The organism is Lysobacter sp. H21R4, assembly GCF_015277535.1.
In the GTDB taxonomy this organism is placed as follows: domain Bacteria; phylum Pseudomonadota; class Gammaproteobacteria; order Xanthomonadales; family Xanthomonadaceae; genus Novilysobacter; species Novilysobacter ciconiae.
This window is the reverse complement of sequence record NZ_CP063772.1, coordinates 2,713,083-2,725,007: the sequence shown is the minus strand read 5'-3', so window position 1 is coordinate 2,725,007 and position 11,925 is coordinate 2,713,083. Positions and strand designations below refer to the sequence as shown.

Here is an 11,925-nt window from a genome sequence, read left to right as displayed (position 1 = left end):
GGGCAAACAAAGGATCTGGATCGCTCCTCGGTCTCCGCATGCTCCGCATGTCCGGGCACTCCGGCTAGTCAACAAACCCCGGTGGGTGCGGGCTGCGACCGCCCCCCAACATCCGCCGGACCAATGCCAAACTGTCGGAGGCCTGGCGTGGCGCACCTCGATTCGCTCTTGCGGTTTTTCGTGGTTTGCTACGTCGGAAATCTTGCTGTTTGCCGTCGTTCGTCTTCAATACGCAGTTCCGCTTCGTCAAATAGTCAATGGCAGCCCGGATGCCGCGGAGCTTCCCCTCGTCACTGATTTTCACAAGCCCGAGACCGTTGAATTTGTACTCGTGCCGTCGCACGTAGCAATTGAAGTATGTCCCTTGTCCCTCGGTCAGTTCCGACCATTTTTCACCGAGCGCCCGCGTCAGGTGATACGCGGCGCGATGCTTGTGTCCGTCCAGAAAAATCATCCAGTGCCAATGCATGCCCCGACTGATCCCGTGCTCACGCTTGCATATCATCCCCAAGTAGCCTGGGACGATTTTGTTTTCGCGCAAGGCCCTTGCGAATTTCCGTACGACGCGTTCCGACTCGCCGTTCACAGCCCAGCGCTTGGCGCCCTTGACCAGATAGCAATCAATCCGCAACACCAAAATTCGGGAGTGTGTGCTGAAGAGTCCCGTCACAAAGTCCGCGGCACTGCGGAAATTGTCATTCGCTTTACGTTCATACGTCGCAAGCTTGTTGCGGAAGATCCACGACCTGTCGATTCGACGAATCACCTTGACCATACGTTGCAACGAAATCGCCGCTTCCGCATCCGGCGAGCCGGTCGGAATCGATATGCTGGGATCCAGAAGGTAACCGACGGGTTTTGCCCAACGCTTCATCGCTTGGTACATCAGCGTTACCCTGGGACTGAACAGTTCAGCACCGTTCTCCTGCACCCACCTGTCCCTTTCGTCTTCCAGTTCCAAGAAACTGACACAGCACTCATGCGTGCGAAGCCCCAGCACGGTCAGCCGGTAGACGTCGCCGCGCCAGCCGATATAAGGCAGACGACCTGCGCGCTTCATGCAAGGCGACTTGTCGCTGCTGCGGATCGCCTCGTACAGCTGCTCTAGCTTGTCGATAAGGTGCTTCAACCTCCGATCAGGGCTGTGCTCGGACAATACAGGGCCCTCCGGAGTGCGTTCCAAAAGGATGCATTCGCTAAAAGTCTGGTGCTGGCGCTCCCGCATAATCAGGTCAGAGCAGTATTTGCGACGCCTGTCTGCCTTCTGGGTCACGGCGCCCTGCCCTGCTGGGCAAGGTGCCTCCATTGCTTCGGGCTGAGATGTTGCTTGCTCCACTTGGGGGTCGATTGGTGAATGCATAATACTCTCCATTCTTCGCTCGCTTATGCGAATGTATTTGCCGCTACAGGTACAGGTACAGGTACAGCTACAGCTACAGCTATATAAGCGCTATTAGATATATAGTCGGAAGTCGAAAAGGACGGGTTTGTGGGGTGGAGCTTGTTTCGTGCACTCGTTCGCTCAGGCTGGCCGTGTTTCTAGAAAATAGGGTTTCGTCTGATTAACGTCATGCGTTTCCGCGTTAGGCGGCGAGATCGCGGGACGCGATCCACTGAATCACTTCGCCAGAATTCCAGCCAACGGCTCGCAGGCCGATCTTCCGACGCTTCGGGAAAGACGCTTGATAGAACGGACTGTTGGGATTGAGATAGTTGTAGATCGTCGACCGGCTTAGTCCGGTGAGATAAACCACTGTATTGATCCGATAGAACGATTGAATGCTGCGCACCGCGATCTCCCTGGTTACGTCATTTGTCATGGCAGGGTCAGCGTGGCCTTGCGAGCCGGGAGTCGCGAAGGTGCCAGCGGCAAGTTCGAACTTTCCAGGGCCGTGCGGCGCCAACTGGCGTCCGGCGGGTGGGGCTCGCACCCGCGGCGGGTGGTCCCATGCCGGTATTGTCCGACGCACTGCTGCACACGGCGTTGCTGTGAAGCGAAAACTCGAAGGCGCGATGGGTTCACCGGCCGCTGGACGGGCCGGTGAGCTGTGTCACCGACGAGGCAGAGCGCCTGTGAAGACGTCGGCGCTGTGACTCGGCCGCGCCGTTACATCGGTAAGCGACGTGAGAGGTCTGGCCCATGCCCGTGTTGAGACCGTAGCTCGTAGTGTGCCTGGCTTGCCTATGGGGTTAATTCGACGGCGGCGCCACGACGCTCAGATGGTGTGATGGCGCGCGGCGGAAGTCGGGTTGTGCGCTGCGCGCCACGCTAGACTCGCGGCACTCACAGGCGGGAGGTTGTCAGTGAACAGTTGGCATGAAAAGTACGGAGATCGCCCCGACGTCGAGTCTTGCGAACTGCCGTCCCAGCCGCGCCCGGCCCGGAAGTACGCCCGGCCCGAGCCGGAGCCTGGGGCCGTGGTGATACGAAAACTGAAGCGCTTCTCGGACGTCGCGTGGGCAGAGACGCCGTCGGTCGGTGCCGATCCCTTGGCCTTCCTACGGCGAACCCGCGTGCCGGTCTACTACCGAATTCCAAGTCCGGACTGGATTGCGTTCGTGCATACGACGGCGCATTTACCGATGCGGAAACCGGCGAGTCACATCCGGGAAGACGCGCTGCTCGAGGCCGAGTGGCCTGAGGTAGCTAGGGAGGTGTATCCGCTCTCGGTAACACGTTTCGACGAATCGCTTGCCTACCTCAGAATCGATGACACGATGTTTGACGACATCTCCTCCTCGCTTGTGAGCATTCGCATAGAATTCAACGCGGGGGGGCTTGCAGTCGAGGCGGGTACAGGTGGGCGGCTGCCTTACTTACGGCATGTCCAGTTCGAACGCTGCTATCTGGTGAATAGATCTTATATCGAGCACATCAGAGCAAGCGGGCCCCGGGGTACCGGGCGACCCAGGTACCGCGAATTGGCACCAGATATTCAGGTCGGAGAGGAAAGTCTGTGGCTTGACGAGGCGGACCTGGCGGCGATTGCAGCTGGTGAGCGTTCCGCCGGCGAACTGATCGCTTACCCATTCGAGCCTCGTAACAGCGCTACTACGATATATTGGATGTACCAGGCCGCGTATGGGCTTAACAGTCAGAAAATCGCCCCAGATAAAGTCGGTGCGTGGTTGAACAGCAAGTGCCCAGATGCGTTCAACGAGAAGCGTCTCAAGCTGGCAGTGAAGCTCCTGGGCTTGAAGTGGGACCGAGCTCGAGGCCGCAAGGGAGGTGCTCTTCCATTCAAAGTAGGCGAAATTAATATAAAAATGGAGTCGGTTGAGCGCTTCGACGCGCCGTTTCTGAGCGACGGGATGAGGGTGTTGCTGGCAGCACTGTGCGAGTGGACGGAAATTCTTGAGGGGGATCCATTGACTTCGCGCACGGTGCTTGCTGAGAAGCTATGCGCTTACAACTTCAATGAAGATGAGGCGCTGCACCTTGTACGGTTGATATGCGGAGTCGCCCTGTCGATGGAAGAGAAAGCATCGCTTGTCGGCGGGCGGAAGGCAGGACGTAAGTAGGCGAGCAGGGCTATGCGACGTTGCGCAGCTCGGTTGCAGCGCCACCTTTCCGTAGCTGATCCAGGTAGTCACCCCACGCTTGCATCATCGCTGTGCGCTCTACCAAGTGAGCAGTGCGGTTATAGGCGCGCCCGTTCGGATCGCGGACGGCATGAGCGAGTTGATGCTCAATGTAGTCGGGACGGAAGCCCAGTACTTCGTCCAGGATGGTGCGCGCCATCGCGCGAAACCCGTGTCCCGTCATGGTGTTGGAGTCGAATCCCATACGTCGCATTGCCGCGTTGACCGTGTTTTCGCTCATTGGTCGACCCTTGCCATGCAGGCTTGGAAAGACGTATTCGCCGCGACCGGTCAGCGGCTGAATCTCCTTGAGCGCGTCGAGCGCCTGAGTGGAAAGCGGAACGATGTGTGCGGTTCCTGTCTTGGAGGCAATGTAGCGCCATTGCGCGAGATCCAGATCGATATCCTCCCATCGCGCGGCGCGCAACTCCCCGGGGCGAGCAAACAGGAGCGGCGCAAGCTTCAATGCGGCCATTACGGTCGGAGAGCCTTCGTAACCCCACAGCGCACGCAGCAAGGGAGCGACCTCCGACGGCTCCGTCAGACTGGCAAAGTGGGTGGTCTGGGGAGGCTCAAGCGCTCCGATCAGATCGGTGGCGGGATTGCGCTCGGCTCGGCCGGTGGCGATGGCATAGCGAAAGACCATCCCTGCGATGCCCCGCGCGCGGTGGGCGGTCTCAACGGCGCCGCGTTTCTCGATCTTGCGCAGCACCGATAGCAGGAGTGGTGCGGTGATTTCAGCGATCGGCTTGCTGCCGATGTAGGGATTCAAGTCCTTCTCGACAATACGAAGATTGCGAACGATCGTAGATTTCGCGTTCTTCTTGGCCCTCATCGCCAACATCTCCAGCGCGACTGCACCAAAGCTGTTCTCAGCCTTTTCTGCTCTTGCAAGCTTCACCGCTTTTCGATGCTCACTCGGATCAACGCCGGCCGCCAGGACCTTGCGTGCGTCACCGTGGCGCGCTCGAGCCTGACTGAGGCTGACATCGGGGTAAGTGCCCAATGCGAGCCGCTTTTCCTTTCCATCAAACCGGTACTTCCACCGCCACAGCTTGCCGCCAACCGGCGAGACCTCGAGGTACAGGCCTCCTCCATCAAACAGGCGCACAGCCTTGTCGCCAGGCTTGGCGTTACGAATAGCGGCGTCACTCAGTGCCATTGGGGGCATCTCGATCTAGGCGGAGCAGGATGCCCCCATGTATGCCCCCATCCAGCGTGGATTGCAACGGACGTTATTGGACATCTTTCGACGCCAGACAACAAAAAACCCAGTTCTGGCTGGGCTTTTTGGACTTCTCGGGACGGCCCCGGACTTCAAATTGGTGCGCCTGGAGGGATTCGAACCCCCGACCAATGGCTTCGGAAGCCACTACTCTATCCAGCTGAGCTACAGGCGCATCTTGGGCCGCATGCGAAGACCGCACGGGGGAGCGCATTCTAGCCCCAAACCCGGCCGCGCGTCATCGCCCATAATTGCACGATGAACTACGAGCGTTTCGAGCCGGCCCAGGTGCCTGCATGGAAGACCCGCCTGCGCCTGTACTGGCAGCTGACCCGCAACGACCGCCCGATCGGCTGGCTGCTGCTGCTCTGGCCGACCTGGTGGGGGCTGTGGCTGGCGGCCGGGGGCGTGCCGCCGCTGTGGACGTGGTTCGTGTTCACCGCCGGGGTGTGGCTGACGCGTTCGGCCGGCTGCGTGATCAACGACTACGCCGACCGCTGGCTGGACCCGCATGTCGAGCGCACCCGGGAGCGGCCGCTGGCGACCGGCGCGGTCCGCGGACGCGAGGCTCTGGCACTGTTCGCCGTGCTGATGCTGGCCGCGTTCGCGCTCGTGCTGACGATGAACACGCTGACCGTCTGGCTCAGCCTGGTCGGCCTGGTGCTGGCGGCCAGCTATCCCTATCTGAAGCGCTACACGCACCTGCCGCAGGTCTACCTGGGCATGTCATTCGGCTGGGCGATCCCGATGGCGTTTGCCGCAGTCACCGGCGAGGTCCCGCCACTGGCATGGCTGCTGTACGTGGCCAACATCCTGTGGTCCACGGGCTACGACACCTGGTACGCGATGGTCGACCGCGAGGACGACATCAAACTGGGCGCCAAATCCACCGCGGTCCTGTTCGGCGATCTGGATCTGGTCATCCAGGGTGTGATCTACGCGCTGTTCTTCGCCGCCCTGCTGCTGGTGGGCCAGCGTGCTGGGCTGGGCGCCTGGTACCTGGCCGGGCTGGCCGTCGCCGTCGCGCTGGTGGCGTGGGAGTTCTGGATCAGCCGCACCCGCGAGCGCGGACCGCTGTTCCGCGCGTTCGTGCACAACCACTGGGTGGGGATGGCGGTGTTTGGCGGGATCGCGCTGGACCTGTGGATGCAGCGCGCCTGAGTCCCCCGCCCGATCGTCGCGGGCGGATCCTCACGGCCAGAACCTGACGGCCAGACCCTGACGGCCAGATCCCCACGACCGATTGTCCCGGGAAGATTGCCAGGCTAGAGCCGGGTGGCGAACCTGCGCAGTTTCAATCCGACCCAGATCTGCAACGCGCCGTACAGCAACGCTCCCAGACCGATCCAGATCGCGATCGTGGCAAGTCCGGCCAGCGGGTAGGCCACGAAAAGGACCGCCAGTGCGATCGCCAGCAGGCCGCTCAGCGCGATCAGCCACTCACCGCGGATGTGCTTGCGGATCCGGATCGCCAGGGCGATGCGGAACACGCCCGCGACCAGCAGCCAGGCGGCCAGCAGCAACAGCAGGACGCTCGCCATCTGCAGCGGGTTGAGCACCGCGAGCACACCGAAGGCAAGCGAGCTGAGCGCATACAGGGCGAGCCAGCCACGTGAGATCCGCGAGTTTCCGGAAATCAGTGCAAACAGACTGATCACCCCCTCGGCGATGGCCATCACGCCGAACGCCCAGACCATCGCCACCGCGGTGGCGGCCGGTGAGACCAGCGAGATGATTCCGAACCCCACGGCGATCACGCCAAACAACACCAGTACCCACCAGCTGCGGCCAATCACCATGACGGTTTCCCGGTAGAAGATGCCCCATCTAGGCGCGCGCGGCGACGCCTGTCAAATATCACGGAACCCGTGCGGCGACCCAGGCATCCACCCGTACCGCGCCGGCCCGGTACAGGCACTGCGCCGCGGAATGAAGCGTGGCTCCGGTAGTCATGACGTCGTCGACCAGCACCACGTGGGCCGGAAGGTCCACGCGCGGCGGGACCTCGAACGCATCCTCCACGTTGTAGCGCCGATCGGCCGCATCCAGCCGTGATTGCGGACTCGTGGCAATCGCGCGCAACAGCGCGCCGTCAAACAGCGGTACGCCCAACGCGCTTGCCAGCGGACGGGCCAGCTCCAGCGCCTGGTCATAGCCCCGCTGGCGCAGGCGGGAGCGGTGCAGGGGCACCGGCACGATCGCATCGGGTCGTGGCAGCGCGGCGAACGCCTGGATCATCAGCGCGCTCAGCACGCGCCCGGCGGCCAGGTCGCCGTGGAACTTGAAGCGCGGCGCGAGTCGGTCCAGCGGCGCGCCATAGGTGCACGCGGCGCGCACCTCGACCAGCGGTGGGGGTTCGGCCCGGCAGCTCGCGCACGTCGCCGACCCGGTGTCGTGTGGGTTGGTCGTGTTGGCGTTCTCACCGGCCAGCGGAAGCGCACATCGCAGGCAGGCACGCGGGTGCCAGGGGATTGCCGCCTCGCACAGCGGGCACAGATCGCGCCCGCCTTGGCCGTCCGCGCCGCAGGCCAGGCAGTTCCCCGGCCACAGCGCGCTCGCAAGCCGGCCTCCCCACCGGGCCAGCACGCCAATCCCGTTTCGCCCCATCGTTGTTGATCGCCATGTGTTGACAGTCCCGAGCCTTGCTTTCCAGACTGCCCGGCCCCTCATCGCGCCGTCAGCCGGAAAACCGCCATGTCCCGTGTCAGTGAAGCCAGCGTTTCCGCCGGTGCGCCCGATGGATGCCGCCATGACTGGACGCGCAGCGAAGTGCTTGCGCTGTTTGAGCTCCCGTTCACCGAGCTGCTGTTCCGCGCGGCGAGCGTCCATCGTGCGCATTTCAATCCGGCCGAGGTCCAGGTCAGCACCCTGTTGTCGGTGAAGACCGGCGGTTGCCCCGAGGATTGCGCCTATTGCCCGCAGGCCCAGCGCTACCACACCGGCGTGGACGCGCAGAAGCTGATGTCCACCGACGCAGTGCTGGAGCGTGCGCGCGCCGCGCGTGATGCCGGCGCCTCGCGCTTCTGCATGGGTGCGGCGTGGCGTTCGCCGGCCGACCGCGACATTCCCAGGGTCGCCGAGATGATCCGTGGCGTAAAGGCGCTGGGGCTGGAGACCTGCGCGACGCTGGGCATGCTCAGCGGCCGCCAGGCGGAGTCGCTCAGGGATGCCGGGCTGGACTACTACAACCACAATCTGGACACCGCGCCGGAGTTCTACGGCGAGGTGATCCAGACCCGCGGCTACCAGGATCGACTGGACACGCTGGCCCTCGTCCGCGACGCCGGACTGAAGACCTGCTGCGGCGGCATCGTCGGCATGGGCGAGTCGCGGGAGCAGCGCGCCGGGCTGCTGCAGGCGCTGGCCAACCTGCCCGCCCATCCCGACTCCGTGCCGATCAACCGGCTGGTCAAGGTCGCCGGTACGCCGCTGGCAGACGATGACGCCCTCGCCGAGCTGGACCCGTTCGAGTTCGCCCGCACCATCGCCGTGGCACGACTGCTGATGCCCCGGTCAATGGTGCGACTGTCGGCGGGACGCGAGCAGATGAGCGATGAGTTGCAGGCGCTGTGCTTCCTGGCCGGCGCCAACTCGATCTTCCATGGCGAGAAACTGCTGACCACCGCAAACCCGGGCGCCGACCACGACCGTGCGCTGTTCGACCGTCTCGGCCTGCGGGCGATGCCGATGCCCGGAAAGGACGATAATGTGACCCCTACGGCCACGAGTCCGGGGGGAACAGTGCACGCCGACATCATCCACAGCGACCGCTTCGATCACCGCGTCAGCGACGCGCGTGCAACGTCCCATCCGCCGCGATCAGTCGCCGGTTTGAAGCGCTGAGCCATGGCGCGCGCTTTCTGGGGCGAGCGAATTGAAGCGATCCGGGCGCAGCGCGCCGACGCGCCGGGCAACCACGCCCGCTGCGCGGTCAGCCATCGTGACGGCGCCCGCTGCAGCGTCGACGGCCGCGAGCTGCTGAACTTCTGCAGCGACGACTATCTCGGTCTGTCCCAGCATTACGCGGTGATCGGTGCGTTGCAGGACGCCGTGGCGGCCCAGGGCGCGGGCGGTTCCGGGTCCCACCTGGCCTGTGGCCGGCATCAGACCCACGAGCGGCTGGAGCAGGAGATCGCCGACTGGCTGGGGACGCCGCGCGCGCTGTTGTTCGGCAGCCGCTACCTGGCCAACCTGGCGGTGCTGCAGTCGCTGCTCGATGAGGACGACGTCTGCGCCCAGGACGCGCTCAACCACGGCAGCCTCGTCGACGCCGCCCGCCTGGCCGGCTGCCGCCTTCGGCGTTACCCGCATGGCGACCCGGAGGGCGCGATCCGGCAGTTGCGCAGCATGCCCGACGGCATGGCCATGGTCGCCACCGAAGGTGTGTTCAGCGCGGACGGCGACATTGCCCCGCTGCGGCAACTGGCGCTGGTCGCCCGCGTCCAGCACGCACTGCTGTATGTCGATGACGCGCACGGGATCGGCGTGGTCGGTCCGGAAGGACGCGGCAGCGTGGCCGCCGCCGATCTCGGAGTGGATCAGGTACCGCTGCAACTGGCCAGCCTGGGCAAGGCGCTGGGCGGGCAGGGCGCGGTGGTGGCCGGCACCCATGAGCTGATCGAGCACCTCGCCGATACCGCGCGGCCCTATCTGTTCACGACGGCCTTGCCGCCCGCGCAGGCGGCGGCCGGGCTCACCGCGCTCAAGCTGGCCCGCAAGGATCATTGGCGTCGGCAGAAGCTGGCCGAGCTGGTCGCGCATTTCCGCGAGCGTGCACAGCGCGCCGGCTTGGCTCTGCTCGACTCGCAGACCCCGATCCAGCCGCTGCTGGTCGGTGACGATGCGTGCGCGGCATCGATGGCGGCCGCCCTTCAACGCGCCGGCTATTGGGTGGAAGCGGCTGCGTCGCCGACCGTCGGCGAAAGCCAGGCCCGCCTGCGCATCACCCTGTCCGCGCTGCACGCCCCTGCCGATATCGACGGCCTGATCGAGGCCATGTCCGGCGCCCGTGATCGCGCCCGCGCCGAGGCCCGTGTGGCCGCCATCAGCCGCGGTGTCGCCCCATGAATCCGCAGGACGACCGCTGTCTGTCGACACCCCTCGGCAAGGCCCGCCCGGGAACCACGGCATGAGCGCGCTGTTCGACTACCGCCAGATCCGCCGGGCTTTCTCGCGCGCGGCGGGCAGCTATACGGATCTGGACGAGGTGCAGCGCGAGATCGGTGCGCGGCTGGCCGACTCGCTCGACTATCTGGATGACCCGGCGCTGGCGTTGCCGACGCCTGAAGTGGTGGTCGACCTGGGCGCGGGCCCCGGACACATGGCCGCGCTCCTGCAGAAGCGCTGGCCGAAGGCGCGCGTGCTCGCCCTGGATGTCGCGCCGGGGATGCTCGCCCAGGTCCGCGGCCAGGGCGGTGGCTTCCGGTTCAATCCCTTCGCGCCACGCCCGGTCCCGGTGGCGGCGGATGCGCGCGCATTGCCGCTGGCCGATCGCAGCGTCGATGTGCTGTATTCCAACCTGTGCCTGCAATGGGTCGAGGACCTGCCGGCGGTCTTCGCCGGGCTGCGCCGGGTGCTCAAGCCCGGTGGCCTGATGCTGGTCTCGACCTTCGGCATGGACACCCTGATCGAACTGCGTCAGGCCTTCGCCGAGGTCGACGAGGCGCCGCACGTCAGCCCGTTTACGGCCATTGGCCCGTTTGGCGATGCCCTCATTGCCGCCGGCTTCAAGGACCCCGTACTGGACCGCGACGAGTTCCACCTCGGCCAGCCCGACATGGCGAGCCTGATGCAGCGCTTGCAGGGACTGGGTGCCACCAACGCGCTGGCCGTCCGCCGGCGCAGCCTCACCGGCCGCCAGCGCTTTGCACGGGCCGGGGAGGTCTACGAGAGGATGCGCAAGGCCGATGGCCAGTTGCCGGTCACCCTGGAGGCGATCTACGCCCACGCGTGGGGTCCACCGCCTGGCGCACCCATCCGCGTCGGCGGCATTGATGAAGTGCAGGTGCCCGCGTCCAGCATCCGCGTGCGCAAGCGCTGAGCGGCGTGCAAGACCGGCATCCCCCGCTTGGCGTAGATTCGCGGCATGACTGATCTCTCCCAGCGCCGCCGGGCTCTGCTGGCGGTGGCGATCGCGCTGCTGTCGGCGCTGTTTTTCACCTGCACCTACGTGCTCAACCGCGCGGCGGCGACCGGTGGCGGCCACTGGGCGTGGACGGCCTCGCTGCGCTACCTGATCACCCTGCCGCTGATGGTCCCGCTGATGCGCTGGCAGGGCGGCATGGGGCCGGTCTGGCGCGCGATCCGCGCCCATCCGCTGCCGTGGCTGGGCTGGAGCACCGTGGGCTTCGTGATCTTCTACCTTGGGCTCAGCTACGCCGCCGCGAGTGGGCCGTCGTGGCTGGTGGCCGGGACGTTCCAGCTGACCGTGATCGCCGGCATGCTCTGCGCGCCTTTCCTCTACAACGACGAGCGCGCCCGCATTCCGCGCCCGGCGTTGGCCGTTGGCCTGGTCGTGGTTGCCGGCGTGCTGATGATGCAGTTCGGTGTCGACGACGGCGGGCTGGACCGCGAGGGCTGGATCGCGCTGGGCTGTGTCGCCGTTGCCGCGGTCGCCTATCCGCTGGGCAACCGCGGCCTGCTGTTGCACCTGGAGCGTGTCGCACCGTCCTCCGGCGGGGTGGAGCTCAACGCCACCCAGCGGGTGTTCGGACTGACCCTGGCCAGCCAGCCGGCCTGGTGGCTGGTCGCCGCCTTCGCGGCCGGTGAGGCAGGGGCGCCTTCGCTGGAGCAGGTCTGGTTTGCCGCCGCGGTGGCGCTGGGCGCGGGCGTGATCGCCACGGTGCTGTTCTTCCAGGCCACCGGCATGGTCCGCAACAACCCCACCGCGCTGGCCGCGACCGAAGCCATGCAGGCCGCCGAGATCCTGTTTGCGACGGTGTTGGGCGTGCTGTTGCTGGGCGAGGCTTGGCCGGAGGGACGCGCCCTGTACGGCGCGCTGGTGGTGATGGCGGGCATCGCGGTGTTCAGCTGGATCGCCGCGCGCGCGGCGGTGGGCAGCCCGCCAGCGGTGCGGGCGCTGCGGAGCGAACGCGGCGGTTGATCGTCGCCGGGCGCAG

At 65.3% G+C, this 11,925-nt stretch carries 11 protein-coding genes and 1 tRNA gene; 6 read left to right on the top strand and 6 right to left on the bottom strand.

Translation table 11 applies throughout. From position 1 onward, the window contains the following. Positions 1 to 64: 64 nt before the first annotated feature. Both INQ40_RS12385 and INQ40_RS12380 read right to left on the bottom strand, forming a co-directional pair. Positions 65 to 1,360: an inovirus-type Gp2 protein gene (locus INQ40_RS12385; protein ID WP_194340667.1), complete on the bottom strand. Its 1,296-nt coding sequence runs from the start codon at positions 1,358 to 1,360 to the stop codon at positions 65 to 67. A gap of 223 nt (positions 1,361 to 1,583) precedes the next feature. Then, positions 1,584 to 1,820, bottom strand: coding sequence for an AlpA family phage regulatory protein (locus INQ40_RS12380; RefSeq protein WP_194340666.1), 237 nt, complete (start codon positions 1,818 to 1,820; stop codon positions 1,584 to 1,586). A 598-nt stretch (positions 1,821 to 2,418) separates the two neighbouring features. Here INQ40_RS12380 and INQ40_RS12375 point away from each other — a divergent pair. Next, positions 2,419 to 3,522, top strand: coding sequence for a hypothetical protein (locus INQ40_RS12375; protein WP_194340665.1), 1,104 nt, complete (start codon positions 2,419 to 2,421; stop codon positions 3,520 to 3,522). Positions 3,523 to 3,532: 10 nt separating this feature from the next. Here INQ40_RS12375 and INQ40_RS12370 read toward each other — a convergent pair whose 3' ends face one another. Then, the gene (locus tag INQ40_RS12370) at positions 3,533 to 4,744 is read right to left on the bottom strand and encodes an integrase arm-type DNA-binding domain-containing protein (RefSeq protein WP_194340664.1); all 1,212 of its coding nucleotides are present in this window, start codon (positions 4,742 to 4,744) and stop codon (positions 3,533 to 3,535) included. A 161-nt stretch (positions 4,745 to 4,905) separates the two neighbouring features. Next, positions 4,906 to 4,982, bottom strand: a tRNA-Arg gene (locus INQ40_RS12365). Between the two features lie 83 nt (positions 4,983 to 5,065). On the opposite strand from INQ40_RS12365, the gene ubiA reads away from it, so the two are divergent. Continuing rightward, positions 5,066 to 5,968, top strand: coding sequence for a 4-hydroxybenzoate octaprenyltransferase (ubiA, locus tag INQ40_RS12360; protein WP_194340663.1), 903 nt, complete (start codon positions 5,066 to 5,068; stop codon positions 5,966 to 5,968). Between the two features lie 104 nt (positions 5,969 to 6,072). Here the strand turns inward: ubiA and INQ40_RS12355 are convergent, their stop codons facing one another. Together INQ40_RS12355 and INQ40_RS12350 are read right to left on the bottom strand one after the other, a co-directional pair. Beyond that, positions 6,073 to 6,606 carry a DUF308 domain-containing protein gene (locus INQ40_RS12355; RefSeq protein WP_194340662.1) on the bottom strand — a complete coding sequence of 178 codons (534 nt, stop codon included), beginning with the start codon at positions 6,604 to 6,606 and terminating at the stop codon, positions 6,073 to 6,075. 58 nt (positions 6,607 to 6,664) lie between these two features. Continuing rightward, positions 6,665 to 7,414 (bottom strand): ComF family protein, encoded by a 750-nt coding sequence (locus INQ40_RS12350; RefSeq protein WP_228482030.1) that lies wholly within the window; start codon positions 7,412 to 7,414, stop codon positions 6,665 to 6,667. A gap of 87 nt (positions 7,415 to 7,501) precedes the next feature. On the opposite strand from INQ40_RS12350, the gene bioB reads away from it, so the two are divergent. From bioB to INQ40_RS12330, 4 genes are all read left to right on the top strand, one after another. After that, a complete protein-coding gene (bioB, locus tag INQ40_RS12345) occupies positions 7,502 to 8,650 on the top strand; it encodes a biotin synthase BioB (protein ID WP_194340661.1) in 1,149 nt (382 codons plus the stop codon). A gap of 3 nt (positions 8,651 to 8,653) precedes the next feature. After that, positions 8,654 to 9,874 (top strand): 8-amino-7-oxononanoate synthase, encoded by a 1,221-nt coding sequence (locus INQ40_RS12340; RefSeq protein ID WP_194340660.1) that lies wholly within the window; start codon positions 8,654 to 8,656, stop codon positions 9,872 to 9,874. Between the two features lie 61 nt (positions 9,875 to 9,935). Continuing rightward, positions 9,936 to 10,847, top strand: coding sequence for a methyltransferase domain-containing protein (locus INQ40_RS12335; RefSeq protein ID WP_194340659.1), 912 nt, complete (start codon positions 9,936 to 9,938; stop codon positions 10,845 to 10,847). 45 nt (positions 10,848 to 10,892) lie between these two features. Beyond that, positions 10,893 to 11,909 carry a multidrug resistance efflux transporter family protein gene (locus INQ40_RS12330; protein ID WP_194340658.1) on the top strand — a complete coding sequence of 339 codons (1,017 nt, stop codon included), beginning with the start codon at positions 10,893 to 10,895 and terminating at the stop codon, positions 11,907 to 11,909. Positions 11,910 to 11,925 lie beyond the last annotated feature (16 nt).

Bases quoted from the DNA above. Each gene is read 5' to 3' on its own strand.
- INQ40_RS12380 (WP_194340666.1), bottom strand. From the start codon at position 1,820: ATGACAAATGACGTAACCAGGGAGATCGCGGTGCGCAGCATTCAATCG.
- INQ40_RS12330 (WP_194340658.1), top strand. From the start codon at position 10,893: ATGACTGATCTCTCCCAGCGCCGCCGGGCTCTGCTGGCGGTGGCGATC.
- INQ40_RS12335 (WP_194340659.1), top strand. From the start codon at position 9,936: ATGAGCGCGCTGTTCGACTACCGCCAGATCCGCCGGGCTTTCTCGCGC.
- bioB (WP_194340661.1), top strand. From the start codon at position 7,502: ATGTCCCGTGTCAGTGAAGCCAGCGTTTCCGCCGGTGCGCCCGATGGA.
- INQ40_RS12385 (WP_194340667.1), bottom strand. From the start codon at position 1,360: ATGCATTCACCAATCGACCCCCAAGTGGAGCAAGCAACATCTCAGCCC.
- ubiA (WP_194340663.1), top strand. From the start codon at position 5,066: ATGAACTACGAGCGTTTCGAGCCGGCCCAGGTGCCTGCATGGAAGACC.
- INQ40_RS12370 (WP_194340664.1), bottom strand. From the start codon at position 4,744: ATGGCACTGAGTGACGCCGCTATTCGTAACGCCAAGCCTGGCGACAAG.
- INQ40_RS12350 (WP_228482030.1), bottom strand. From the start codon at position 7,414: ATGGGGCGAAACGGGATTGGCGTGCTGGCCCGGTGGGGAGGCCGGCTT.
- INQ40_RS12340 (WP_194340660.1), top strand. From the start codon at position 8,654: ATGGCGCGCGCTTTCTGGGGCGAGCGAATTGAAGCGATCCGGGCGCAG.
- INQ40_RS12355 (WP_194340662.1), bottom strand. From the start codon at position 6,606: ATGGTGATTGGCCGCAGCTGGTGGGTACTGGTGTTGTTTGGCGTGATC.